This is a genomic window from Paractinoplanes rishiriensis, assembly GCF_016862375.1.
GTDB classification, from domain to species: domain Bacteria; phylum Actinomycetota; class Actinomycetes; order Mycobacteriales; family Micromonosporaceae; genus Actinoplanes; species Actinoplanes rishiriensis.
In genome coordinates, this window is record NZ_BOMV01000064.1 from 72,449 (window position 1) to 97,587 (window position 25,139).

The 25,139-nt window shown below is 74.7% G+C and carries 8 protein-coding genes and 1 pseudogene; 4 read left to right on the top strand and 5 right to left on the bottom strand.

The window, feature by feature from the left end; genetic code table 11:
* The first annotated feature begins 47 nt into the window (after nucleotides 1-47).
* Both Ari01nite_RS30570 and Ari01nite_RS30575 read left to right on the top strand, forming a co-directional pair.
* Nucleotides 48-16,625, top strand: coding sequence for a non-ribosomal peptide synthetase (locus Ari01nite_RS30570; RefSeq protein WP_203785676.1), 16,578 nt, complete (start codon nucleotides 48-50; stop codon nucleotides 16,623-16,625).
* On the top strand, nucleotides 16,622-16,834 hold the full coding sequence (locus tag Ari01nite_RS30575) for an MbtH family protein (RefSeq protein WP_203785677.1): 213 nt from the start codon (nucleotides 16,622-16,624) through the stop codon (nucleotides 16,832-16,834). The genes Ari01nite_RS30570 and Ari01nite_RS30575 overlap by 4 nt, the downstream gene beginning before the upstream one ends.
* 4 nt (nucleotides 16,835-16,838) lie before the next feature.
* On the opposite strand, the gene Ari01nite_RS30580 is transcribed toward Ari01nite_RS30575, so the two are convergent.
* Genes Ari01nite_RS30580 through Ari01nite_RS30595 form a run of 4 tightly spaced genes read right to left on the bottom strand, consistent with a single transcriptional unit; the run spans nucleotide 16,839 to nucleotide 22,410 of the window.
* Entirely contained in the window at nucleotides 16,839-18,623 is a 1,785-nt protein-coding gene (locus tag Ari01nite_RS30580) for an ABC transporter ATP-binding protein (RefSeq protein ID WP_239163166.1), read from the bottom strand.
* Nucleotides 18,623-20,314, bottom strand: coding sequence for an ABC transporter ATP-binding protein (locus tag Ari01nite_RS30585; RefSeq protein ID WP_239163167.1), 1,692 nt, complete (start codon nucleotides 20,312-20,314; stop codon nucleotides 18,623-18,625). The genes Ari01nite_RS30580 and Ari01nite_RS30585 overlap by 1 nt, the downstream gene beginning before the upstream one ends.
* A gap of 60 nt (nucleotides 20,315-20,374) precedes the next feature.
* The gene (locus Ari01nite_RS51000) at nucleotides 20,375-20,854 is read right to left on the bottom strand and encodes an SAM-dependent methyltransferase (protein WP_275410893.1); all 480 of its coding nucleotides are present in this window, start codon (nucleotides 20,852-20,854) and stop codon (nucleotides 20,375-20,377) included.
* The gene (locus Ari01nite_RS30595; protein WP_239163169.1) at nucleotides 20,800-22,410 is read right to left on the bottom strand and encodes an FAD-binding oxidoreductase; all 1,611 of its coding nucleotides are present in this window, start codon (nucleotides 22,408-22,410) and stop codon (nucleotides 20,800-20,802) included. Before Ari01nite_RS30595 ends, Ari01nite_RS51000 begins: the two co-directional genes overlap by 55 nt.
* A 220-nt stretch (nucleotides 22,411-22,630) precedes the next feature.
* On the opposite strand from Ari01nite_RS30595, the gene Ari01nite_RS30600 reads away from it, so the two are divergent.
* Together Ari01nite_RS30600 and Ari01nite_RS50190 are read left to right on the top strand one after the other, a co-directional pair.
* Nucleotides 22,631-23,836 (top strand): serine hydrolase domain-containing protein, encoded by a 1,206-nt coding sequence (locus Ari01nite_RS30600; protein ID WP_239163170.1) that lies wholly within the window; start codon nucleotides 22,631-22,633, stop codon nucleotides 23,834-23,836.
* Nucleotides 23,837-24,497: 661 nt separating this feature from the next.
* Nucleotides 24,498-24,845 (top strand): diguanylate cyclase domain-containing protein, encoded by a 348-nt coding sequence (locus Ari01nite_RS50190; protein ID WP_275410894.1) that lies wholly within the window; start codon nucleotides 24,498-24,500, stop codon nucleotides 24,843-24,845.
* On the opposite strand, the pseudogene Ari01nite_RS30610 reads toward Ari01nite_RS50190, so the two are convergent.
* Nucleotides 24,842-25,139, bottom strand: a pseudogene (locus Ari01nite_RS30610) (SPFH domain-containing protein); the annotation flags it as partial. The gene Ari01nite_RS50190 and the pseudogene Ari01nite_RS30610 overlap by 4 nt on opposite strands.

Sequence of the window (25,139 nt, forward strand, 5' to 3'; positions counted from 1 at the left end):
AGGGGCGGTACTTCGCTGTGCCCGAATTCGCGCGAACCGACGCTGTCGTGACGACCCTGGCGACCTGGCCCGAGCTCTTCGCGGTCCAGGTCCGCCAACGGCCGCAGGCCGTGGCGGTGGTCTACGAGGGCACCGCACTCACCTACGCGGAAGTGGACGAGCGGGCCAACCGCCTCGCGCACGCGCTGATCGCCCGGGGCGCCGGACCGGAGCGGGTGGTCGGCCTCTGCCTGCCTCGCTCGGCCGACCTGATCGTGGCCGAGGTCGCGGTACTCAAGACCGGCGGGGCCTACCTGCCCATCGACCCCGAGTACCCGGCCGAGCGGATCGCCTACCTGCTCGCCGACGCCACACCGACCTGCGTGCTCACCACGACCGAGCTGGCGGCCGTCCTGCCGGCGGGCGCCACCGCGGCCCGGCTGCTGCTGGACGATCCCGCGTTCGCCGGCGAGCTGGCCGGGCGGCCCGCGACCGAGCCCAGCACGACGCTCACGCCGGCCGGTGCCGCGTACGTCATCTACACCTCGGGGTCGACGGGGCGCCCGAAAGGCGTCGTCGTCTCGCACTCCGGCGTCGTGAAGCTGCTCGCCACCGCCACCGGGCGGCTCGGGGTCGGCCCGCACAGCCGGGTGCTGCAGTTCGCCTCGCCGAGTTTCGACGTCGCGTTCTTCGACCTGTGTCTCGGCCTGCTCACCGGCGGCCGGCTGGTCGTGGTGCCGGCCGAGCGCCGGGTGCCCGGTCCGCCGCTGGCCGACTACGCCCACGAGCACGGCGTGACGTTCATGATCCTTCCACCCGCCCTGCTGGCCGCGATGCCAGCCGGCTGCGACCTCCCGGCCGGCGCGACGCTGCTGGCCGGCACCGAACGGGTCTCCGCCGAACTCGTCGCCCGGTGGGCGCCCGGCCGCCCCATGTTCAACGCGTACGGGCCGACCGAGGCGACCGTCAACTCCACCCTGGGCCGGTGCGACCCGGCGGTCCCGCCCGGCGCCACCGTGCCCATCGGCATCGCCGACCCGGACACCCGGTGCCACGTGCTCGACGCCGCGCTGCGGCCGACCCCGGCCGGCGGGGTCGGCGAGCTCTACCTGGGCGGTCCCGGCCTGGCCCGCGGCTACCTGGGCCGGCCGGCGCTCACCGCGGAACGCTTCGTCGCCGACCCGTTCGGCCCGGCCGGCGAGCGGCTCTACCGCACCGGCGATCTGGTGCGCCGGCGCGAGGACGGGCAGCTCGAATTCGTCGGCCGCGCCGACAACCAGGTCAAGGTCCGCGGGTACCGGATCGAGCTGGGGGAGATCGAGTCGGTGATCGGCCAGCACCCGGCGGTGGCCCAGGTCGCCGTGGCCGCGCGGGAGGACCGGCCCGGCGACGTCCGGCTCGCCGCCTATGTGGTGCCCCGGCTGGACGGCCCGTCCCACGCCGCCGATACCACCGCCGAGCAGGTCGGGCAGTGGAAGCAGCTGCACGAGTTGCTCTACGCCGCGGGCCGCACCGAGTCCTTCGTGGAGAACTTCACCGGCTGGAACAGCACCTACGACGGCCTGCCGATCCCGGTCGAGCAGATGCGCGAGTGGCGCGCCGCCACGGTCGACGCCATCCTGGGGCTGCGCCCCCGCCGGGTGCTGGAGATCGGCGTCGGCAGCGGCCTGCTGCTGTCGCGGATCGCGCCGCGGGTCGAGGCGTACTGGGGAACCGACCTGTCCGAGGAGGCCATCCGCACGCTGCGCGGCCAGGTGGCCGGCGTGCCGGAGCTGGCCGGCCGGGTCGAGCTGTCGGCACAGCCGGCCGACGAGGTCGGCGGGCTGCCGGCCGGGTTCTTCGACACCGTCGTGATCAACTCGGTGGCGCAGTACTTCCCCGGCGTCGAGTACCTGCTCGACGTGCTTGCCAAGGCGACCGGCCTGCTGGCGCCGGGCGGGTCCGTCTTTCTCGGCGACGTCCGGCACCTGCGGCTCCTTCCCGCGCTCCGGGCCGGGGTCGAGGCGCTGCGCCACCCCGGCGCGGACCCGGCCGTCGCCTGGCCGGCGGTCCGGCGCGCCGTCCGGTGGGAGGGCGAGCTGCTCGTCGACCCTGACCTGTTCACCGCGTGCCGCCCGGCTCTGCCCGGCGTCACCGCGGTCGACGTGCGGGTCAAGCGCGGCCGGTTCCACAACGAGCTGACCCGCTACCGCTACGACGTGGTGCTGCGTACCGCCGCCGTGGCGGACGCGGAGCCGGCGGACGAGGTCACCTGGGCGGAGCTGGCCGGCCGTCTCGTCGCCGGCCAGGACCGTGCGGTCCGGGTCACCGGACTGCGCAACGCCCGGCTCACCGCGGACATCGCGGTGCTGGACACCCTCGATCCCGGCACCGGGCCGGCACCGGAGGGACCGGCCGTCGACCCGGAGGACCTGCACCGGCTCGCCGCCGAACACGGCTGGCAGGCCGAGGTCACCTGGACCGCGGGCACCCGCGACGGCCGGCTCGACGCCGTCTTCACCCCGCCCGGTGTGCAGCCGCCGCCGGCCTACCGGGCCGGGGACGCCGCCGCGGAGCCGGACCGCTATGCCAACCGCCCGGCGCCGTTCCGCGACGCGAACGCGCTGATGAAGGTCCTGCGCGCGCACGCGCGCAGCTGGCTGCCGGACTACATGGTGCCGTCCGCGTTCGTGCCGCTGGACCGCATCCCGATGACCACCGCCGGCAAGGTGGACCGGGCGGCGTTGCCGGCGCCCGACTTCGCGGCACTGACCACCGGCGGCGCCGCCCGCGACGCCCGCGAGGAGGTGCTCTGCGCGCTCTACGCCGAGGTGCTCGGCCTGCCCGAGGTCGGCGTGGACGACGACTTCTTCGCGCTCGGCGGCGACAGCATCGTGTCGATCCAGCTGGTGATCCGGGCCCGGCAGGCCGGCCTGGTCGTCACCCCGCGACAGGTCTTCCAGCACCGCACCGTCGCGGCGCTGGCCCCCGTCCTCACCACCGCCGCCGACGTGGTGGACGACCCGGACGCCGGCGTCGGCGAGATGCCGCTTCTGCCGATCATGGCCTGGCTGGACGAGTGCGGCGGCCCGTTCGGCGCGTTCAACCAGTGGCTGCTGATCCGCCTGCCGTCCGGCGCGGACCGGGACGGCCTGGTGCGTACGCTGCAGGCGGTCGCGGACCGGCACGACGCGCTGCGGTCCCGCCTCGTCCGGGCCACCGCGACGGCTCCGGGCCGGCTCGTGATCGCGCCACGCGGCACCGTCGCGGCCGAACACTGGCTGCATCGCACGGACGCGGCCGGGCTGGCGGAGAGCCAGATCCGCCCGCTGGCCGACGAAGCGGCGCGGCAGGCGGGCAACCGGCTCGACCCCGAGGCCGGCGTGATGGTCCAGGCCGTCTGGCTCGACACCGGCCCTGCACGCCCGGGATATCTGGTCGTCGCGGTGCACCACATCGTGGTCGACGGCGTCTCCTGGCGGATCCTGCTGCCCGACCTCGCCGAGGCCGGTGCTGCTGCCGCCGCCGACCGGCCCGCCGCGCTCGCGTCGATCGGCACACCGCTGCGGCGCTGGGCGGAGATCACCGCGGCCGACGCGCACCGGCCGGACCGGATCGCCGAACTGCCGTACTGGACCGATCAGCTCACCGGGCCCGACCCGGCACTGGGCCGCCGCGCGCTCGACCCGGTCGGCGATCTGGACACCGTGCGGCGGCTCACCCTGCGGCTGCCGGCCGACCGCACCGCGGCGCTGCTGACCACCGTGCCGGCCGCGTTCCACGCCGGGGTCAACGACGTCCTGCTCACGGCGCTCGCGCTCGCGGTCACCGACTGGCGCCGCCGCCGCCAGGACGGCACGCCACCGGTGCTGATCGCCCTGGAAGGCCACGGCCGCGAGGAACAGATCCACCCGGAGGTGCGGCTGTCCCGCACGCTCGGCTGGTTCACCAGCGTCTTCCCGGTCCGCCTCGACCTCGGCACGGTGGACGTCACCGAGGCGCTGGCCGGCGGGCCGGCCGCGGGTGCCGCCCTCAAGCGCATCAAGGAGCAGCTGAACGCGGTGCCGGACCACGGCCTCGGGTTCGGGCTGCTGCGCTACCTCAACGCGGAGACCGCAGCGGCCCTGGCCGCGCTGCCCGTCCCGCAGATCAGCTTCAACTACCTGGGCCGGTTCGCGGTCGCCACCCGGCAGGACACCCCGTGGACCCCGGTCCCCGGCGCGGGCGTCCTGGCCGGCGGGTACGACGCCGAGATGCCGGTCGCGCCGTACACGCTCGAGGTCAACGCCTTCACCGAGGACTACCCGGACGGGCCGCGGCTCGGCGTGACCTGGGCCTACCCGGACGCGCTGATCGACGACGCGAGCGTGGCCACGCTGGCCGAGGGCTGGTTCGCTGCGCTCGGCGCGCTGGTCGAGCACACCGCGGCCCCGGGCGCCGGCGGCTTCACCCCGTCCGACTTCCCGCTGGTGCCGCTGGCGCAGGACGACGTCGACGCGCTGGTGGCCGCCGCGCCGGGGCTCGCCGACGTGCTTCCGCCGACCCCGCTCCAGCTCGGTTTCTACTTCCACGCCACCGCCGGCGACGCCGACCAGTACGAGGTGCAGCAGCTCGTCACCCTGGACGGTCGACTGGACGCCGGGGCGCTGCGCCGCGCCGTGCAGGGCGTGCTCGACCGGCACGCCCCGCTGCGGGCCGGGTTCCGCGACCTGGCCGACGGCCGCGTCGTCCAGGTGGTGGTGGACGGCATCGAGGTGCCCTGGCGGACCATCGACCTGCCGGCGGACGACCCCGCCGCCTTCGAGGAGGAGCTCGGCCGGGAACGGGCCGCCGGGTTCGACCTGGCCGCCCCGCCGCTGCTGCGCTGCCTGCTGATACGGCATGCCGACGACCGGCACACGCTGGTACTCACCCACCACCACATCGTCACCGACGGCTGGTCCGTGGCGGTGTTCCTGCGCGACCTGCTCGCCGGCTACACCACGCACGGCGAACCGCCCCGGCTCGCCGCCGTCACCCCGTACCGGCGTTATCTGGAATGGCTGGCCGGCCGCGACCAGCAGGCCGCCTCCGACGCCTGGCGCGAGGCCCTGGCCGGCCTCGACGACCCGGCCCTGCTCGCGGACCCCGCTGCGATGCCGGCCCCGGTCCGGCAGGTCGCCGTCGCCCTGCCGGACGACGTCGCGGCGATCCTCCCGCAGCGGGTCCGTTCGCACGGCGTCACCCTCGGCACCGTCCTGCACACCGCGTGGGGCCTGCTGCTCGGCCGGCTCACCGGGCGGCGTGACGTGGCGTTCGGCAGCACCGTCTCCGGCCGGCAGGCTGACGTCGCCGGGATCGAGTCGATGATCGGCCTGTTCATCAACACGGTTCCGGTGCGGATGCGCTGGCAGCCCGCCGAGCCGCTCGCCGACCTGCTGACCCGGTTCGCCGCCGAGCAGGCGGCGCTGCTCGACCACCAGCACCTGGGGCTCGCCGCCATCCAGCGGCTGGCGGGGGCCGAGGAACTGTTCGACTCCCTGGTCGTCATGGAGAACTATCCGGACCACGCCGGCCTGGCCGACCCGGACGGTGCGCTGCGGGTCACCGGGGTCGCGTTCCGCGAGGCCACCCACTACCCGGTCACCCTGCTGGTGGCGCCCGGGCCCCGGCTCGCGCTCACCCTGGAGTACGACCCGGGCCGGATCGCGCCGGCCGTCGTGGCGCGGATCCGCACCGGTCTCGCCCGGCTGCTCGCCGCCGTCGTCCACACCCCGGCCGAGCCCGTCGGCCGGATCGCCCTGCACGACGCCGAGGGGTCCCCGGCGTACGGGCCCACCTTCGACGTGCCGGACACCACGCTGCCCGCCGCGATCACCGCCCGGGCCGCACGGACCCCCGAAGCGGTCGCGGTGCTCGCCGGTGAGCGCGCGCTGACCTATCGGGAGCTCGACGACCGGGCCGGTGAGCTGGCCGCCCGTCTGGTGGCCCAGGGGGCCGGCCCCGAGCGGATCGTGGCCGTGGCTGTGCCGCACCGGGTGGAGCTGATGGTCGCGCTCCTCGGGGTGATGAAGGCCGGCGCCGCCTACCTGCCGCTCGACCCGGCGCACCCGGCCGAGCGGCTGACCGCCGTGCTCGCCGACGCGGCGGCCGGGATCGTGGTGACCACCGCCGACGTGGCCGCCCGGCTGCCCCGCCGGGACGGACTGTCCTTCGTGCTGGTCGGCGACCGGCCGGTGGCCGGCCCGGCGGCACCGGTGCCAAACCCCGCAACTCCGGATGGTGCCGCGTACCTGATCTACACCTCCGGCTCGACCGGCCGGCCCAAGGGCGTGCTGGTCAGCCACCGGGCGATCGTCAGCCAGCTGGAGTGGTCGCGGCGGCAGTTCTCGTTCGGCACCGGCGACCGGATGTTGCAGCTCGCCCCGATCGGATTCGACACCTCGGTCTGGGAGCTGTTCTGGCCGCTGTACACCGGGGGCGCCGTCGTTATCCCGCCGGCCGACGCGGCCCAGGACCCGGCCGACCTCATTGCGCTGATCCGGCGCCACCGGGTCACCGCGGTCACGCTGGTGCCCTCGCTGGTGGCCGCGTTCCTGCTCTCCGATCAGGCCCGCGAGGACACCGGCTGGGCCGCGACGCTGCGCTGGGTGTCCAGCGGCGGCGAGGCGCTGACCGGTGATCTCGCGCGGCGGTGGCACGCGCTGACCGGGACGCGGCTGGACAACTTCTACGGTCCGACCGAGACCGCCGTGCAGGTCACCTGGTGGCCCAATGACGGCACGCACGCCGCCGCGGTGCCGATCGGCCGCGCAGTCGGCAACACCCGCCTATACGTCCTGGACGACCATCTCCAGCGGGTGCCGGTGGACGTGCCCGGCGAGCTGTACGTGGCCGGCGCGCAGCTGGCCCGCGGCTACCTCGGCCGGCCCGGCGAGACCGCGCTCCGGTTCGTCGCCGACCCGTTCGGCGCGCCGGGGGACCGGATGTACCGTACCGGCGACCTCGTGCACCGCAACGCCGACGGCACCCTGACGTACGTCGGCCGGGCCGACGACGAGATCAAGGTCCGCGGCGCCCGGGTCGACCCGGCCGAGATCGAGGCCTGGCTGGCCGCTCAGCCCGGCGTCGCCCAGGCGGCGGTCGCGGCCCGGGTCACCGGCTCGGGCGGCGTCGGGGTGGTCGGCTGCGTCGTGCCGGCGCCCGGCGCGCCGCGACCCGACGGCCCGGCGCTGCTCGCCGCGGCGGAGGCGGCCCTGCCGGCCGCCCTGGTGCCGTCGGCCGTGCTGGTCGTCGACGCGCTGCCCCTCTCGCCGAACGGCAAGATCGACCGGGCCGCGATCGCTGCCCTGCCTCCGGCCGGCCGGTCCGCACCGGAGCCCGGCCCGGCGGCCGGCGGTGACGACCGCGAGCGGGTCCTCGCCGGGGTCTTCGCGGCCGTCCTCAATCTGTCCCAGGTGGAGCCGGACGGCGACTTCTTCGCCCTCGGCGGCGACAGCATCCTCTCCATCGCCGTCTCCAGCCGGGCCCGCCGCCTCGACCTGCCGATCACCCCGCGCGACGTGCTCACCCTGCGCACGCCCAGGGCGCTGGCGGCGCACGTCCCGGCTGCCCCTCCGGCGCCGGTGCGGCCCGAAGCCGAGTCCGGCGGCGTCGGTGACGTGCCGCTGCTGCCGATCGTGCACTGGCTGCGCGACACCGGTGCGCCGATCGACCGGTTCACCCTGCCCGTGCTCCTCACGGTGCCGGCGTCGGCCGATCTGGCCGGGCTGACCCGGATCGTGCAGGCGGTTCTCGACCGGCACGACGGCCTGCGGGCACGGCTGCGCCGGATCGCCTCGGTGCTGTGGACCATGGAGACCATCCCGGCCGGTGCCGTGGACGCCGGTGAGCTGATGCGCCGGGCCGACGTGTCGTCGCTGCCGGCGGGCGGGCTCGCCGCGGCGATCGCCGCCGAGGCGGCCGCCGCCACCGACCGGCTCGACCCCGACCAGGGCCGCATGCTGCAAGCCGTCTGGTTCGACGCGGGTCACCACCCGGGCCGGCTGCTGCTCGTGGCGCATCACCTCGTGGTGGACGGCGTGTCCTGGCGGATCATTCTCGAGGACCTCGCCACGGCCGCCGCCGGTTCGCCGTTGCCGGCAGCCGGCACGTCGCTGCGCCGCTACGCCCAGGCGGTGCAGGCCCAGGCCCAGGCACCGCAGCGGCTGGCCGAACTGGAGCACTGGATCCAGGTGCTGGCCCCGGGTGCGGACCTGGTGCCCGGCCCGGCTCCCGCGCCGGGCGCCGAGGCCCGGCGCAGTATCAGCCGGCTGACCGCCGCCGAGACCCGGGCGCTGCTCACCACCGTGCCCGCCGCGCTGCGCGCCGAGATCACCGACGTGCTGCTCGCCGCGCTGCACCACGCCGTCGGCGGCTGGCGCAGCGCCACCGGACGGGACACCGGCGGCGATCTGCTGGTCGAGATCGAGCGGCACGGCCGTGAGGAGATCGAGCCCGGCCTGGACCTGGCCCGCACGGTGGGCTGGCTCACCGCGGTCCAGCCGGTCCGGCTGGACCGCGCCGGCGACGACCTCGCCGCCCTGGTCGCCCGAACCGGGGACCGGCTTCGGGCCGCCCCCGACGGTGGTCTCGGCTACGGCATGCTGCGGCACCTGAACGCACAGACCGCGCCGATCCTGGCCCGGCTGGCCGTCCCCCAGGTGCTGTTCAACTACTACGGCCGGTTCCCCGCCGGGACCGGTGCGCCGTGGACGCCCGCGGCGGAGGAACTGGTCACCGAGGTCAACGGCGGGCTCGACCTGGCACACCTGCTGCAGGTCGACGTCGTGTGCGCCGAAACCGACCGGGGTCCGGAGTTCGTCGCGACCTGGACCTGGGCGGACGGGCCGCTGAGCGAGGACGACGTCGCCACGCTTGCGGACGGCTGGGCCGCGGCCCTGCGCGAGCTGGCCGCCGGCCCGAGGCTGCTCGCCCTCTCCCCGGACGAGCTCGCCCGCGTCCGGGAGATCAGCCGCGCGCCGGTCGGCGACGTCTGGCCGCTGTCGCCGCTGCAGGAGGGCCTCTACTTCCACGCGAGCTACGACGCCGGCGCCCTAGACGTCTACACCGGACAGGACGCGTTCGACCTGGCGTACCGCATCGACCTCGCCCGGCTGCGCCGGGCCGGGGCCGCGCTGCTGGCCCGCAACGACGGCATGCGTGCCGGATTCGCCAGTGACGGGCTGAGCCGGCCGGTCCAGTTCGTCCCCGACGGCCTGTCGCTGCCGGTGGACGAGGTCGACCTGAGCGGCCTCGGCGAGACCGAGTGCGCCGCCGCGGTCGCCGAGGTGATGGCCGCCGACCGGGCGCGCCGGTTCGACCTCGCGGACCCGCCGCTGTGCCGGCTCACCCTGATCCGGCTGCCCGGCGGCCGGGACCGGCTGGTGGTCAGCCACCACCTCATCCTGTGGGACGGCTGGTCCGAAGAGCTGTTCGTCGAGCAGCTGTTCACGCTCTACGAGCGGGACGGCGACGCCACCGGTCTGCCGCCCGCCGGCTCGTACCGCGACCACCTGGCCTGGCTGAGCGGGCAGGACACCGGTTCGGCGATCGAGCACTGGCGGGACGCGCTGGCCGGCCTCACCGAGCCGACCATGGTCGGGCCGGCCGACCGCAGGCTGGCCCCGGCGCTGCCCGAGCGGCACGCGATCGAGCTGCCGGCGGCGCTCGGCGACCGGCTGCGCGAGGTCACCCGCCGGCACGGCGTCACCCTCAACACCGTGTTCACCGCGGCCTGGGGGCTGGTACTGGGCGGCTTCACCGGACGCAGCGACGTGGTGTTCGGCATGACCGTGGCCGGCCGCCACGGCGACGTCCCGCTGGTCGACAGCATCGTCGGGCTGTTCCTCAACACCGTGCCGGTCCGGGTCGCGGCGGATCCGCGCGAGTCCGTCCTCGACCTGCTGCTGCGCCTGCAGGACCAGCGGCTCACGCTGATGAACTACGACCACGTCGGACTCGCCGACATCCAGCGGGCGGCCGGGCACACCCAGCTGTTCGACACCCTGTACGTGATGCAGAACTTCGTCGACGAGACCGAGTCGGCCGACCTGCAGCGCCGGCACGGCATCGAGGCCGTCGAGGGCGTGGACGCCACGCACTACCCGCTGACCCTCGTCGTCACGCCGGGCATCCGGTTCCGGCTCGCGCTCGACCACCGGCCGGAGGTCGTCGACGGCCCGGCCGCGCGGGCGCTGCTGGACCGCCTCGCCGGGGTGCTCGACCGGATCGCGGCGGCCCCGGACCGGCCGGTCGGCCGCCTCGACCTGCTCACCGGAGAAGACCGGCGGATCCTGCGCGACGACTGGGACCGCACCCGCAACCCGGTCGGCGCCGACACGGTCGCCGACCTGCTCGCCGAGCAGGCCGCCCGGACCCCCGGCGCGGTCGCGCTGGTGGCGGGCGCGCAGCGGCTCACCTACGCGCAGCTCGACGAGCGGGTCAACCGGATCGCCCGGCTGCTGCTGGCCCGCGGCGCCGGGCCGGAGACGGTCGTGGCGCTGGCGCTGCCCCGGACCCTGGACATGGTGGCCGCGCTGTTCGCGGTGCTGCGGACCGGCGCGGCGTACCTGCCCCTCGAACTCGACCTCCCGGCCGAGCGGCTGGGGCTGCTGCTCGCCGACACCGAGCCGTTGTGCGTGCTCACCACGGTGCCGGTGACGCCGCTGCTGCCGGCGTCGGCGGTGCCGGCGGTGGTGGTGGACGCGCCCGAGGTGATCGCCGAACTGGCCGCGCTGCCGGGCGGCCCGCTCGACGAGCGGGAGACGCCGGCGTTCCGGCGCGGCGACCGGCGCCGGCTGGAGCATCCGGCCTACATCATCTACACCTCCGGCTCGACCGGGCGGCCCAAGGGCGTGGTCACGCCCTACCGGGGCTTGACCAACATGCAGCTCAACCACCGGGCGGCGATCTTCGGCCCGGTGGTGGCCGCGGCCGGGCGGCGGCTGCGCATCGCGCACACCGTCTCGTTCGCCTTCGACATGTCCTGGGAGGAACTGCTGTGGCTCGTCGAGGGCCACGAGGTGCACGTCTGTGACGAGCAGCTGCGCCGGGACGCGGCGGGCCTGGTCGCCTACTGCGACGAGCACCGGATCGACGTCGTCAACGTGACCCCGACCTATGCTCACCACCTCATCGAGCAGGGCCTGCTCGACGACGGCCCGGGCCGGCACCGGCCGCCGCTCGTGCTGCTCGGCGGCGAGGCCGTTCCCGAACAGGTGTGGAGCAAGCTGCGGGACACCGACGGCGTGACCGGCTACAACCTGTACGGCCCGACCGAGTACACGATCAACACCCTCGGCGGCGGCACCGGCGACAGCGCCACGTCCACGGTCGGCACCGCGATCTGGAACACGCGGGCGTACATTCTCGACCCGTTCCTGCGCCCGGCCGCCCCCGGTGCGCCCGGCGAGCTCTACATCGGCGGGATCGGCCTGGCCCGTGGCTACCACCGGCAGCCCGGCCTTACCGCGGAGCGGTTCGTCGCCGACCCCTACGGAGAGCCGGGGGAGCGGATGTACCGCACCGGCGACCTCGTCCGGCGGCGTCCGGACGGCAACCTCGACTTCCTCGGCCGCACCGACGACCAGGTGAAGATCCGCGGTTACCGGGTGGAGCTGGGCGAGGTGGAGTCGGCGATCGCCGGGCACCCGTTCGTGGTCCACGCTGCCGTGGTGGCCCAGGCGGCCGGCGGGGACGGAGCGAAGCGCCTCGCCGGCTTCCTGGTGCGCGGCCCGCAGTGGCCGCCGTCCGACGACGACGCGCTGCGTCAGGTGCGTGCCGCGCTGAAGGAGCGGCTGCCCGGCTACATGGTGCCGGCCGCCCTCGTCGCGGTCGACCGGCTGCCGCTGACCGTCAACGGCAAGCTCGACACCAGGGCGCTGCCGGCCGCGACCGTGCAGACCTCGGCCGCCACCCGGCCGCCCACCACGCCGGCACAGTCCCTGCTCTGCGACGTCTACGCCGACCTGCTGGGCGTTCCGGCGGTCGGCATCGACGACAGCTTCTTCGACCTCGGCGGGCACTCGTTGCTGGCGATCCGCCTGGTCAGCCGGGTACGGACCGCGCTCGGCGCGGAACTGTCCATCCGTGACCTGTTCGAGGCGCCCACCGTGGCCGAGCTGGCCGGCCGGGTCACCGGTACGCCGGCCGGCGTGGCGTCCCGGCCGGCGCTGCGGCGCACCGAACGGCCCGAGCGGCCGCCGCTGTCGTCCGCCCAGCGCCGCCTCTGGTTCCTCGACCGGATGCAGGGACCGTCGGCGGCGTACAACTTCCCGCTGACGCTGCGCCTGCGCGGCCCGCTCGACGTCGGCGCGCTGCACGGCGCGCTGCACGCGGTGGCCGGGCGGCACGAGGTGCTGCGAACCGTCATCGGGTCCGAAAATGGCGAGCCCTACCAGCGGATCCTGCCCGTCGAGCGGGCCCGCCCGCCGCTGGAGGTGGTGGAGCCCGCGGACCCGGCCGGCGTGCCCGAGGCCGTGGCGACCGCCGCCGCGCGCCCCTTCGACCTGGCCGCCGACCTGCCGCTGCGGGCCACCGTGATCCGGGCGGGACACGACGAGTACGTGCTGGTCCTCCTGCTGCACCACATCGTCACCGACGAGTGGTCCGACGGGCCGTTCCTGGCCGACCTCGCCACCGCGTACGCGGCACGGCTCGCCGGCCGCGAACCGGAGTGGGCGCCGCTGCCCGTCCAGTACGCCGACTATGCGCGATGGCAGCTCGACCTGCTCGGCGAGCCGGACCAGCCGACCGCCGTCGCTGCCGCGCAGTACGACTTCTGGCGGTCCACCCTGGACGGTGCGCCCGAGGTGCTGCCGCTGCCGCTCGACCGGCCCCGCCCGGCCCAGGCCGGCGCGGACGGCGACGAAGTGACCGTCGACCTGCCCGCCGACGTCGTCCGGCGGCTGCGCCGGCTCGGCGCCGAGGCGGGCGCCAGCCCGTTCATGGTGGCGCACGCGCTGACCGCGGCACTGCTGCACCGGGTCGGGGCGGGCGACGACATCCCGCTCGGCGCGCCGATCGCCGGCCGCACCGAGGAGGCCCTGCACGACCTCGTCGGGTTCTTCGTGAACACGCTCGTGCTGCGGACCGACCTGAGCGGTGAGCCCAGCTTCGCCGGCCTGCTGGCCCGGGTCCGCGACGGCGACCTCGCCGCGTTCGCCCACCAGGACGTGCCGTTCGAGGCGGTGGTGGAGGCGGTCAACCCGCCCCGGTCGCTGTCGCGGCATCCGCTGTTCCAGGTGATGGTCGTGCACCGCAACCATGTGGCCGACGCGTTCACGCTGGCCGGGCTCGAGGTCGCCGACCAGCCGCTGCGCACCGGCACGGCGCGGTTCGACCTGGTGGTGGAGTTCGCCGAGCGGGGCGGGGACGCGGTGACCTGCCGGCTGACCTACCGGACCCAGCTGTTCGACCGCTCGACCGTGCGGTTGCTGGCCCGGCGCCTGGTCACCCTCGCGGCCGCCGCGGTCGCCGAGCCGGCGGCCCCGCTGGCCGGGCTCGACATCCTCGTCGACGACGAGCGCGAACGGGTGCTCCGCTCGTTCAACGCCACCGGGCGTCCGGTCGAGGAGCTGACCCTTCCCGCCGCGTTCGCCGCCCGGGTCGCCGAGCGGCCGGACGCGCTCGCCGTGGTGGACGGCGACCGCACGGTGACCTACGCCGAACTCGCCGACCGGGTCCGCGGGCTGGCCGGGGAGCTGGCCGCCCTCGGGGTCCGGCCGGAGAGCATCGTGGCCGTGGCCACCCCCCGGTCGCTGGAGACCATCGTGGCGGTGCTCGCGGTGCTCGAACTGGGTGCCGCCTTCCTGCCGCTCGACCTGCAGCATCCCGCGGACCGGCTCGCGTTCATGCTCGCCGATTCGGGGACCCGGCACGTGCTCACCACGACCGCGGTGGCCGGTGCCCTGCCCGAGGCCGACGGTGTCACCCGGGTGCTCGTGGAACCCGGCGTCCCGGCAGCCGACCAGTGGGCCGGGCCGCTGCCGGCACCGCCGGCCGGCCTCGACCACGCCGCGTACGTCATCTACACCTCCGGTTCCACCGGCCGCCCCAAGGGCGTCACGGTCACCCACGAGGGCATCGGCAGCCTGGTCGCCACGGCCGTCGATCCGATGGGGGTGACGGCCGGCAGCGGCATCCTTCAGTTCGCCTCGATCGGCTTCGACGTGTTCGTGTTCGAGGTGGCGATGGCGATGTGCACCGGGGCCCGGCTGGTGATCGCCCCGGACGAGGTGCGCGCACCGGGGCCGGCCCTGACCCGCCTGCTGGCCGAGTCCGACATCAGCCACGCGATCCTGCCGCCGTCGCTGGTGGCCGCGCTGCCGCCGGGCTGCGAGCTGCCGGCCGGCCTCACCGTCCTGGTGGGAACCGAGCAGGTGCCGCCGGAGGTCATCGCCCGGTGGGCGGCCACCCTGCGGTTGTTCGTCGCGTACGGGCTCACCGAGGCCACCGTGAACTCGACGCTCTGGCGGGCCCAGCCGGACTGGACCGGCGCGGTGCCGATCGGCCAGCCCGACCCGAACACGGTCGCCTACGTCCTGGACCGTCGGCTGATGCCGGTGCCGCCCGGCGCGATCGGTGAGCTGTATATCGCCGGCCGGGGCCTGGCCCGGGGCTACCTCGGCCGCCCGGGGCTGACCGCCGAGCGGTTCGTCGCCGACCCGTACGGGCCGCCGGGGGCACGCATGTACCGCACCGGCGACCGGGCGCGGTGGCGTGCCGACGGCCTCATCGACTTCCTCGGCCGGGTCGACGACCAGGTGAAGATCCGCGGTCACCGGATCGAGCCCGCCGAGGTGGAGACCGCGCTCACCGCCCACCCGGACGTGGCGCAGGCGGTCATCGTGGTCGACGGCTCCGGCGACGCCAAGCGGCTGGTCGGCTATGTCGTCGCCGCGGCCGGTGGGGCCGATCCCGTCGCGCTGCGTGCCGACCTGGCCGGCCGGCTCCCCAGCTACCTGGTGCCGGCGCTGATCGTGGTCCTGGACGGCGAGTTGCCGCGTACCCCGAACGGCAAGGTGGACCGGCGGAAGCTGCCCGCCCCGGACTGGGCGGCGCTGACCGGCGACGGGGCGCCGGCCACCCCGGTGCAGGCCCGGCTGGCGGAGCTGTTCGCCGGTATTCTCGGCCTGCCCCGGGTGGGCGTGCACGACAACTTCTTCGCCCTCGGCGGGCACTCGATGTCCTGCATGCGGCTGATCGGTGAGGTCCGGTCCGCGTTCGGCGCCGATCTGGCCGTCCGGGACGTGTTCGACGCGCCGACCGTGGCCGGGTTGGCCCGGCTCATCGACCGGCCGGCCACCGACCGGCCCGAGCTGGCCGCGCGCCCGGCGGGGGAGGCCTCCGACGGCCGGGCCGCGCCGGTGCAGCGGTACCTGTGGCAGGCGCACCAGGCGGCGGCACCGCACGGGGGCTGGGATCTGGCGTTCGCCTTCCGCGGTGCGGGCCTGGACGGTGACGTGTTCGCGGCGGCCCTCGACGACGTGGTCGAACGGCACGCACCCCTGCGCACCGGCTATCGCTGGGAGGACGGTGAACTGTGGACCGTCGGCACCCCCCGGCCGGCACTGGAGCGACTCGCCCCGACCGGCCGGCCGCTCGGCGAGCAACTCGCCGGGCTCAGCCGGGAACCGGTCGACCTGACCGGCCGGGCACCGCTGCGCGCCCGGCTGCTCACTGACGCCACCGGCGAACAGGCGGTGCTGCTCACCGTGCACCATCTCGCCGTGGACGAATGGTCGGTGGTGCCGCTGATCCGCGACCTCGCCACCGCATACGAGGCCCGGCGGGCCGGCGGGGAACCGCGGTGGACACCGCTGCCGGTCGACTACGCGGACTACGCGCGATGGCAGTACGCGCTGCTCGGCGACCCGGCGGATCCGTCCGGCCGGCACGCCCGTCAGCTCGCCGAGTGGCGGGCCTCGTTGGCCGGTATGCCGAGCCGCCTTCAGCTGCCCGGCGCCCGGCCGCGACCGGACGTGCCGGCCGGCCGCAGCGGGCTGGTGCCGATCGTGCTCGACGTGGCGGCGCACCGGGCCGTCGACGCGCTGGCCCGCCGCACCGGCACCAGCATGTTCATGGTCTTCCACGCCGCGCTGGCGGCCCTGTTGACCGGCTCGGGCGCCGGGACCGACCTGCCGATCGGCGCGCTGGTCGCGGGCCGGGCCGAGCCCGTGCTCGCCGACCTGGTGGGCTGCTTCCTCACCGCGGTGGTGCTGCGTACCGGCACCGCCGGTGACCCCACCTTCACCGAGCTGCTGGCCCGGGTGCGGGACACCGACCTCGCCGCCCTCGACCGGCAGGACGTTCCGTTCGACGCGCTGCTGTCCGCGGTGGACGGTCTCACGCCGCCGGCCGTGCTGATCGTGCACCACGAGGAGGCCCGCCTGGCCGGGGTCGGCGGTGCGGATGTCCGGTTCGAGTCGCTGAGCACCGGCGCGCTCCGCGCCGAGCTGACGCTGAGCTTCTACGAGCCGCTCGACGACCGCCCGATCCACTGCGACCTGGAATACGACGCCGACCGGTTCGACCATGCGGCCGTCGTCGCGTTGGGCGAATCGTTCCGGCGCCTGCTGACGGCCGCCGTGGCCGATGCCGACCGACGTCTGAGCGACCTGTACGACGAGGAAAGGACGACCCGATGACCAACCCCTTCGAGGACCCCGACGGCCGGTATCTGGTGCTGGTCAACGACGAGGACCAGCACTCACTGTGGCCCACGTTCGTCGACGTACCGGCCGGGTGGCGGGTCGTGTACGGCGAGGAGTCCCGGACCGCGTGCCTCGACTACGTCGAGCGCACCTGGACCGACCTGCGTCCCCGGTCGCTGCGCGAGCAGATGAACGTGACCTGACCGGCTATCCGGCGGGGCGGTGGCCGGCCCAGGCGCGCCACAGTGCGGCATAGCGGCCGTCCGGGCGTACCGACAGCTCGGCGTGGGTGCCGGTCTCGACCACCCGCCCGGCGTCCAGCAACACGACCCGGTCGGCCGCGGCGGCCTGGGTGAGCCGATGGGCCACCACGATGCCGGTGCGCCCGGCGAGCGCCTCCGCCACGGCGGCCTCGAGCAGCCGGGCCCCGGCGCTACCGGCCTCCGCGGTCGCCTCGTCGAGGACGGCGATCGGTGGGTCGGCCAGCACGAGCCGGGCCAGCGCCAACTGCTGTGCCTGGGTGACGGTGAGCCGGTGCCCGCCGTCGCCGACCACCGTGCCGAGCCCGTCCGGCAGCGCGTCCAGCCAGTCGCCGGCGCCGACCCGGACCAGTGCGGCCCGCAGCTCGTCGTCGGTGGCGGCGGGCCGGGCCAGCCGGAGGTCGTCGCCGAGCGGGCCGGCGAACACGTGCACCTCCTGCGTGACGATGATCACCAGGCGCCGTACCTCGGCCGGGTCGAGGTCGTCCAACTTGGTCCCGCCCAGCCGGACCACCCCGCCGGTCGGCCGGCGTACGCCGGCGATCAGCCCGGCCAGGGTGGTCTTGCCCGCGCCGCTCGCGCCGACCAGCGCCACCCGTTCCGCCGCGCCCACCTCCAGGTCGACGCCCCGCAGGACGGGCTGGTCCGGCTGGTAGGCGTGGTCGACAGCCTCCACCGTGACGGTGGCCGGTGCCGGGCGCGTGACCGCGTCGCCGGCCGGCCCGGCCGGTGCCGCCAGGTCGGTCACCCCGACCAGCCGCATGAGGCTGGCGGCCGCGGCCTGCGCGTCGTCGACCAGCCCGAGCGCCGTGTTGATCGGCACGAACAGGCTGTGGAAGTAGAGCGCGGCGACGGTGGCCGCGCCGATGGTCGCCGACCCGTCGCGGACCAGCAGGAAGCCGGTCACCAGCACCGCGGCGAGGCCGACGAACTCGGCCAGGTTGAGCCGGCCGTAGAACCGGGTCAGCACCCGGACTCCGCGCATCGTCCAGTCGATCGCGTCGAGCGAACGGGCGCGGACCAGCTCCTGATGCCGGTCCTGGAGCTGGAGGACCCGAACGGTGCGGGCGCTGCCGACCGTCTCCTGCAACTGGTGTTGCAGCGCACCTACCGACACCCGCTGACCGGCGTACAGCGGGAGGGCCCGGCCGGTGTACCACCGTACGGTCCGCCATTGGATCGGCACGGCCAGCAGCGCGGCAACCAGAAAGCGCCAGTCGAGGACGGCGAGCCCGAGCGCGGTGAGCCCGATGGTGAGCACCGAGCGGGCGAGCTCGGGCAGCGCGCTGCGCACGGCGGTGGCGATCGCCGTGACGTCGTTGGTGACCCGCGAGGTCAGATCCCCGACGCCGGCCTCCTCGACCTGGTCCAGGGGCAGCGCGAGGACCCGCTCGACGAACCGTTCCCGGAGGTCGGCGACCATGCCCTCGCCGAGCCGGGCGACCAGGGTGAGGCCCCAGCCGGCCGCGACCGCCTGGCCGGCCGCGACCAGGATCAGGGCGACCACCGGCCCGTTGAGAGCGCCGGCCGGCCGGCCGGCGGCGACCAGGTCGACGATGAGGCCGAGCAGCCGGATCGTGACCAGCCCCACGGCGGTCCCGGTGGCCAGCACGGCCACGGCGAGGACCGCCAGCCGCCACCGCGAGCGCAGCAGGCGCCGGACCGCCGCCCACGTCTGCGCGCCGGTAGCGGTGGGCAGCAGGGCGCGCCCGGACGTCGGGTCGTTCGTCATCAGGCCAGCACCAGCGATCGGTATCGGTCGTCGTCGCGGATCAGCCCGGCGTGCGTGCCGGTCGCCCGGACTGCGCCGCCGGACAGGAACACCACCCGGTCGGCCACCGACAGCAGGCTCGGGCTCGTCGTGACCAGGACGGTGGTGCGGCCGCGGCGCAGATCGCGGATCCCGGCGGCGATCCGCTGCTCGGTGACGGCGTCCACGGCCGTGGTCGGCTCGTGCAGGACGAGCACCGGGGTGTCGGCCGCCAGCGCGCGGGCCAGTGCCACCCGTTGCCGCTGGCCGCCCGACAGCGAACGGCCCCGCTCGGCCACCGGTCCGTGGACGTCCCCGGGCAGGGCGCGAGCGACCTCGTCCACGGTGGACGCCGCGAGCGCGGACCGGACGGCCTGGGCAGGTGCGCGGTCCACCGCGACGTTCTCGAGCAGGGTGCCCTCGAAGAGGTCAGCGTCGTGCTCCGCGACCAGGACCGCAGCGCGTAGCGCCACCGGGTCGAGGGTGTGCAGCGGGCGGTGATCGAGTTCGACCGTGCCGGCGTCCGGGTCCCGGAACCGGCCGAGCAGGTCGGTGAGGGTGGTCGCGGCCACCGGATCCCCGGTGACGACGCCGACCAGCTCACCCGGTTCGACGTCCAGGTCGAGGCCGCGCAACGGATCGGCGTCGACCGCGGCGAGGCGGAGGTGCCCGCGGACCGGCCCGGGCCGGGCATCACCGCCGGGGATCTGCTGGCCGGCGGACAGCACCGCGGCGATCCGGCCGGCGGACGCGCGGGCCTGCGCGAACTCGCTGTTCGCCCAGGCGATGAGCGCGAGCGGGCCGAGCAGGAACTGCGCCAGTCCGACCGCGGCGACCAACTCGCCAATCGTGATCTGTTGCGTCGCGGCGAGCCGGCCGCCGGCCAGGGCCACGACGGCGAGGAAGATGCCGGTCAACCCCAGCAGCGTGCTGTCGTGCCAGCTCTTGGCGTTGGCCGCGCGCTGAGTGGCGCCCAGCGACCGCCGGCTGATCCGGCGGTACCGGGCGGCCGCGGAATCCTCGGCGCCGATGCCCTTGAGCACCCGCAGTCCGGCCACCAGGTCGGCGGCCACGCCGGCCGCCCGCGCCGCATGCTCCTGCTCGCCTTCGCTGCGGCGCTGCAGCGGCTTGCCGAGCCAGTGCGCGGCGAGCAGCAGGACCGGCGCACCGACGAGAATGAGCAGGCCCAACGGCACCGACATGCGCAGCAACGCGGCAGCCCCGGTCGCGATCCCGCAGAACGCGGCCACACCCAGCGGCAGCGCCAGGTTGATCATCCCGACCCGCTGCGCGTCGCCGGTGGCCACGTTCACCAGGGCGCCCGGCAACTGCCGGGTGCCGGCGGAGCCGCGTGGATGCAGGATCCGCGTGGTCAACTCCAGCCGCAGAGCGTGCGCCGCTCCCTCGACCGCGAACTCCCCGGTGCGGGTTCCGAACTGGAAACTGGCCGAGAGGATCGCGAAAGCCACAGCCAGCAACGCGATCCAGATGACGAGGTCCACCGCGGTGCCGGTGCCGATCGCCTGGTCGATGATGATGCCGATGAGGATCGGAATCAGTGCCTCGCCGCCCTGGTGCACCGCGCTCAGTACCGCACTGAGGCCGACCCTGCGCGCCTGGCCGCCGATGGCGCGGCGCAGCAGGCTGCTACCCGACAGTCGTCCCCGGTGCACACCGCCTCCTAGCCTTTGGCATCGGTACGTCGTGCCACCGTGCTCGGAAGTTAGGTTAGCCTAATCTTCGGCGCTGTCCAGTGATCCCGACTTCACCGCGACGCCGCCCCACAAGCGTCCGCCACGTCCTCGGCGTCGCCGTCCGGCAGCCAGCGGGCGACCGGCACGATGCCGGGGCCGGTGGGTGTCCAGCAGGCGGAAAGGCCGGCAGCCCGGCGAGGACTGCCGGCCGAGGAACGGATCGATCCCGTCGCTCGCCGCGTGCCGCACCGCCCGGCCGGAGAAGGCCCGCAAAGAGCGAAAGAGCAAGGCACAGGGCCCGTACGCCGACTCGAAGGCGCGAGCGGCGGCCACGTCGACCGGATGGCGGTGAACCCCGCCGAGCCAGTAGGCCGGGTGACAGCAGATCGACCAGATCGGGCCCGGACGATCAGTCGGTGCCGGTTGAAGGCCGGCGCGCCACGCCCTTGGCCTCCGAGCCGGCCCTAGCGAGCCGGCTCGACGGACAGGGCGTGACCGAAGACGCCGCGCGGGTCCCAGCGGGCCTTGAGCCGCTGGAGGCGCGGGTAGTTGTCCTTGTAGTAGAGCGTGCTGGCCGGCACGCCGGAGGTGTTCCACGCCGGGTCGGCCAGGTCGACGTCCGGGTAGTTGATGTAGGAGCCGTCGTCGATGTCGCCGGGGACCGGCACGCCGCCGGTGGCCGCGTAGACGTCCCGGTAGAACCGGCGTACCCAGTCCAGGTTGGTCGCGTCATTGGCCTCGTCGGCCCAGATCGACTGGTAGATCGCCTTCATGACCGTGCCGCGCTGGGCGACCGCGGTGGCGGCCGGTGGCACCGTGTTGACCTGGCCGCCGTAGCCGAGCAGGAGCATGCCGGCGCCCTCGCCCGCGGCGGGGTCGGTCAGGTGACGGTAGAAGGCGGCCAGCTGCCGGTCGGCCGGTGCGCGGCGGAAGTAGCCGGCCTTGATCTTGTAGCGCCGGTTGGCCGCGTCGCCGGGCTCGCCGGTGCCCGGCCAGGTCAGCTTGTGCAGCCAGGGCATCGTGCTGCGGCCGGTGAAGACCGGCTCGACGCCGGAGCCGGCGTTCACCGCGGCCAGGAACTCGGTGCCGAGGCGGTCGGCGTCGGGCAGGTCGGCGTCGATCTGCGCGACCAGCGAGAAGTACCCGGTGCTGCGGTGCATGAGCAGGAAGATGCCGTAGACGCCGGTGCCCGGCGCGCCGGGCGCGCTGTTGCGTTCGTGCCAGGTGCCGAAGTTGCGCACCAGCGTGGTGAACGCCGCCTCGGTCATGCCCTCCCACGCCCAGGCGGAGACACATTCGAGCATGTTGCGCGGCGCCGGCGGCAGCAGCCGGGACGGGTCGCCGGTGGCGCCGGGCGTGCGCAGCCAGTAGCGGGTGACCACGCCGAAGTTGCCGCCGCCACCGCCGGTGTGCGCCCACCACAGGTCGTGGTTCGGGTCGCCCGGGTCACGGGTGGCGACCACCGCCCGCGCGGCGCCGGCCCGGTCGGCCACCACGACCTCGACGGCGTGCAGGTGGTCGACGACCGAGCCGTAGCGGCGGGAGAGCGGGCCGTATCCGCCGCCCGCGAAGTGCCCGCCCGCGCCCACGCCGGGGCAGCCACCGCCGGGGATCGTCACGCCCCAGCCCTTGAACAGTGCTTTGTAGACCCGTCCCAGGGTGGCACCCGGCCGCACCACGAACGCGCGCATCGCCGGGTCGTAGCCGACGTCGTCCATCGGCGACATGTCGAGCAGGGTGCGGACCCGCGGGTCGGCGGTGAAGTTCTCGAAACAGTGGCCGCCGCTGCGTGCCGCGACCCGCCGCCCCGCCCGCACGGCGTCGGTCACGGCCCGGACGACCTGGTCGGTCGAGCCGACCACGCGGATCTCGTCCGGCCGGCCCGCGAACCGGAAGTTGTTGCCCCGCAGCAGGCTGTCGTACCGCCGGTCGGCCGGGCCGATCCGTACCGCGGCCGGCTCGGCGGCGACCGCCGGGCCACCGCCCATCCCGGCCCCCAGCACGCCGCCCGCGACGGCACCCGCCCCGGCGAGCAGCGCACGACGGCTCACCTGCTCGCGCTCCGACTGACTCATCCCGTTCCCCCTCCGGTGGTTTATCGGCCTACCCACCGTGGCAGCCCGCCGATGGACGCACATCAACCCATCTCCCGATCCGGTGGCTGAGCCGGTGCTCCATCAGACAGTGGAGTGTGGATCCACTGATTGGTTGACGCGCGGTCGTCAGCCTCGGGTAGCGGAGATCGGCACCTCAGGCGGAGGCGCCCGGATCTCCGCACCGCGAACCATGGTTGCCGTGGCAGAGAAAAAGAATTCGGTACGGGACATCGGCCGGCGGCGGCTGATCGGATGGGCCGGACTGGCGGCGGCCGGTGCGCCGCTGGTCAACGCCGGGGCCGGGCACGCGGCCCCGGCCGGGCGCGAGCGGATCCGCGCCTATGACCGGTACGTGACCGGGCTGGCCGCCGCGGGCCGCTTCTCCGGGGTGGTGCTGCTGTCGCACCGGGGCCGGACGGTGCTGTCGCGCAGCTACGGCATGGCCGACAGCGAGCGGGGGATCCGCATCCACGAGGGCACCGCGTTCACCCTCAGCTCGGCCGGCAAGCCGTTCAAGGCGGTCGCCATCCTCCAGCTGGCGCAGCAGGGCAGGCTGCAGCTGTCCGACCCGGTGGGCAAGCACCTGACCGGCTTCGCCCCGGACATCGCCGAGAAGGTGACCATCCACCACATGCTCTCCGGCACCTCGGGGATGAACACCCCCGCCGAGGACATCCACCGGATCTTCCGGAGCCGGGAGGAGGTGCACGAGTACGGGGAGCGGTGGGCCCGGCAGTCCGAGCTGGTGGCCACCCCCGGCGTGCCCAACGCCTTTCACGCCGGTGCCGAGACCGCCATTCCGGCGCTGATCGTGGAGGCGGTGAGCGGCATGACGTACTGGGACTACGTCGAGGAGAACATCTTCCGGCGGGCCGGCATGACCGGCTCGGCGTTCCACACCCGCCCGCAGTGGCTCACCGGCCGGGACATCGCGCACCCGTACATGACGCTGGCCGGCGGCAGCCGCGTTGACGCCCTCCGCAACCTGGACCGGGGCAGTCCGTATGAGCACATCCGGGACCGGAACCCCGGCCGCATGTTCATCGACGCCATCGGCGACGGCGGTTTCGCCACCGCGCCGGATCTGGTCCGCTTCGCGACCGCGCTGCGCGACGGCACCCTGCTGGACCGGCCCTGGGCCGACGTGCTCACCGCGGCCAAGGTCCCGCACGGCCCCGGGGGGTTCGGCACGTACGGGCCCTCGGCCGCCATCGTCGGTGGCCAGTGGGCGCTGCAGCGCGCCGGCGGCAACCCCGGCGTCTGCGCCAACTGGTGCATCTATCCGGACACCGGCTGGGCCGGCGTCATCCTGGCCAACCGCGACGACGTGCCGCTGGTCGAGATGATCGAACGCGAGACACAGGCCATCACCGGCGTCGCGCCCGGCGGCGGCTCGGGCGGCTGAGCCGCACTAAGTTTCTCTCCGCCGTTGCCGCTCAGGAGCGAGGACTCTGTCATCCGACACAGGAGGCGCGGTGACCGCTGAAGCCGACAGGCCGGGCGTGCCCGGAACGGGCAGGGGTGGGCTCTGGTTTCTGTTCGGGCTGTGCTGCAGTGCCGCGGTCGTCCTGGTGCACGTCGCGTACCAGAGCCTTTCCATGCGCCCTTCCAGGTGACGCCGTTCGTGGGGATCAGCTTCTGGTTGTACCTCCTGACCGGGATCGGTTTCGCGGCGCGAGCTTGGCGGCACCGACGTTACTGGGCGCCGGGATGTTCTTCCTGGCCTTGGGCGACATCATGCTCGGCTATGAGCTCGCACAGGGCACCGGCGGACGGACGACGGTCTGGCAGTGGACGTGCTGGATCGTCGCGCATTTCCTGCTGGCGACGGCCCCGGTGGTGCAGTGCCGCCACGCCGCTGGGCATCGCCTGCAGACCGACGAGCGCCGGGCCCGGGTGGCCAGCAAACTGCCGGGCGTTCGCGATGACCGGGGTGGTCGTGGTGCGGCAGGTCCTGGCGCTGCGGGAGAATCACGAGCTGGCGATCACCGACACGCTTACCGAGTTGTACAACCGGCGGCATTTCTACGACCGGCTGCGCCTGGCCCTGACCCGTAGCACGCGAAATCAGCAGGCGGTGGCGGCTCTGCATGGACGCTGTCGGACGTCTGGGTGGCGACGAGTTCGCCGTGGTGCTGCACAACGTCGGCACGGTCGACAACGCGTTGGCCGTTGCCCGGCGCATCGTCGGCGACATGGACCAGCCCATCCTCATCGGCGACACGGCGATGCAACCGCGAGCCAGCATCGGAATCGCACTCTCCGCGCCCGGTGAGCTGACCGCCGAGGAGCTGCTGCAACGCGCGGACGAGGCCATGTACGTGGCGAAGGCGGCGACGCGGGAGACCGGAACGACCCGCGTCGCAACCTATTCGCACGGCATCGTCGAACCGTTAGGCGCGAACCAGGACTAGCCTGTCCGTCCCGCCGGCAGGCTCTGGGGTGCTCCGTCGGCCGGGGCGGACACCTCGGCTTCGGCAGCGCGTACCTCGGCATCGATCTTCTGAGCTTCGGCGGCCGCCGCCGAGGCCGCCTCGACGGCCTCCCGCTGCACGGACTGGGAGTCGACCGCTGCGGTCGGGGCGTCGCCGGCCATGTTGGCCAGGCCACCCAGCGCGCCGCCCAGGCCGTCGAGGGCCTTGGACAGCTCGGCGGGCACGATCCAGACCTTGTTCGCCGAGCCGTTCGCGATCTCCGGCAGCGCTTGC

What these genes read in the sequence shown, in the direction of transcription:
- Ari01nite_RS30575 (WP_203785677.1), top strand. Translation starts at nt 16,622, where the DNA reads ATGACCAACCCCTTCGAGGACCCCGACGGCCGGTATCTGGTGCTGGTC.
- Ari01nite_RS30580 (WP_239163166.1), bottom strand. Translation starts at nt 18,623, where the DNA reads ATGACGAACGACCCGACGTCCGGGCGCGCCCTGCTGCCCACCGCTACC.
- Ari01nite_RS30595 (WP_239163169.1), bottom strand. Translation starts at nt 22,410, where the DNA reads ATGAGTCAGTCGGAGCGCGAGCAGGTGAGCCGTCGTGCGCTGCTCGCC.